Annotated in this window: 1 protein-coding gene; it reads left to right on the top strand. The window is 47.3% G+C overall.

Annotated features, from left to right (window positions below; translation table 11 throughout):
* Positions 1-1,207: DegT/DnrJ/EryC1/StrS family aminotransferase (locus ACQRBJ_RS16015; protein WP_445304226.1), on the top strand; the 1,207-nt coding region annotated here is incomplete at its 5' end.
* Positions 1,208-1,242 lie beyond the last annotated feature (35 nt).

The raw sequence follows: 1,242 nt of genomic DNA, 5'->3' as shown, positions 1-1,242 counted from the left end.
CGTGAAGGAGGCATTTGATACCAACTGGGTGGTGCCTCTGGGTCCTAACGTGAATGGTTTTGAGGATGATCTCAAGGCTTTCGTTTCTAAGAACAGCGATGGCTCTGAGTTGTCTCGTGAGGTGGTGGCGCTGAGCGCTGGTACTGCTGCCGTTCACTTGGGTTTGCTGGCTTGTGGCGTAGGCCCTGGTGATGAGGTTTGCGTGCAGAGCTTTACTTTCTGTGCTTCTTCTCATCCTATTACTTATCTTGGTGCTACTCCTGTGTTCATCGATTCTGAGCCTGATTCATGGAACATGGATCCGGAGTTGCTGGAGAAGGCGATTATCGACCGTAAGGAGAAGACGGGTAAGTATCCTAAGGCAATTGTTCCTGTTGCTCTCTATGGTATGCCTTATGATTGCGATAAGATCATGGCGATTTCAGAAAAGTATGGTATCCCTGTAGTGGAGGATGCTGCTGAGGGCTGTGGTTCCAGATGGAAAGGTCAGGTGCTGGGTACATTCGGTAAGTTTGGTGTGTTGTCGTTCAATGGTAACAAGATGATTACTACTTCTGGTGGTGGTGCCTTGATCTGCCAGGATGCCGAGAGCAAGAACAACGTGATGTGGTATGCTACTCAGGCTCGTGATGCTTATCCTTACTATCAGCATACTGCCATCGGTTACAACTATCGTATGAGTAATGTTTGTGCGGGTATCGGTCGTGGTCAGATGACTGTATTGGAGGATCACATCGCTCATCATAAGCATGTACAGGAGTTGTATAAGGAGCTCTTGAAGGATGTTGAGGGTGTAACCTTGCATGAGGCGCCTAATGCCGACTATGATTCTAACTACTGGCTCTGTACTGTGACTCTAGATCCGAAGTTGAAGATTCAAGGTCAGGAGAATGCGTATAAAGAGGTAGTGAAGACTGCCGTTGGTGGTGCAGCTGGTGTAATTCACATGGTGGATTCTCCTACTACTGATTGTCAGCCGAATGAGAATGTGGAGGCATTGCGTATCTTCATGTTGAGCAAGAAGATTGAGGCAAGACCAGTTTGGAAGCCTATGCATAAGCAGCCTGTTTATCAGAATGCTCCTGCATACGTGAATGGCGTAAGTGAGGCCATCTTCAAGGTGGGTGTCTGCTTGCCAGCTGGTCCGATGGTAACGGATGATGATGTTCGTTACATCGTAGAAAGTATTAAAGAGGCGATTGTTTAATCGCCTCTTTAATACTTTCTGAATAAGGTGGATGG

It is taken from the genome of Prevotella sp. SGI.167 (assembly GCF_050313615.1).
Lineage (GTDB): Bacteria > Bacteroidota > Bacteroidia > Bacteroidales > Bacteroidaceae > Prevotella.
The sequence above is the reverse complement of the archived record's forward strand: the minus strand, read 5'-3'. Positions and strand labels throughout refer to the sequence as shown.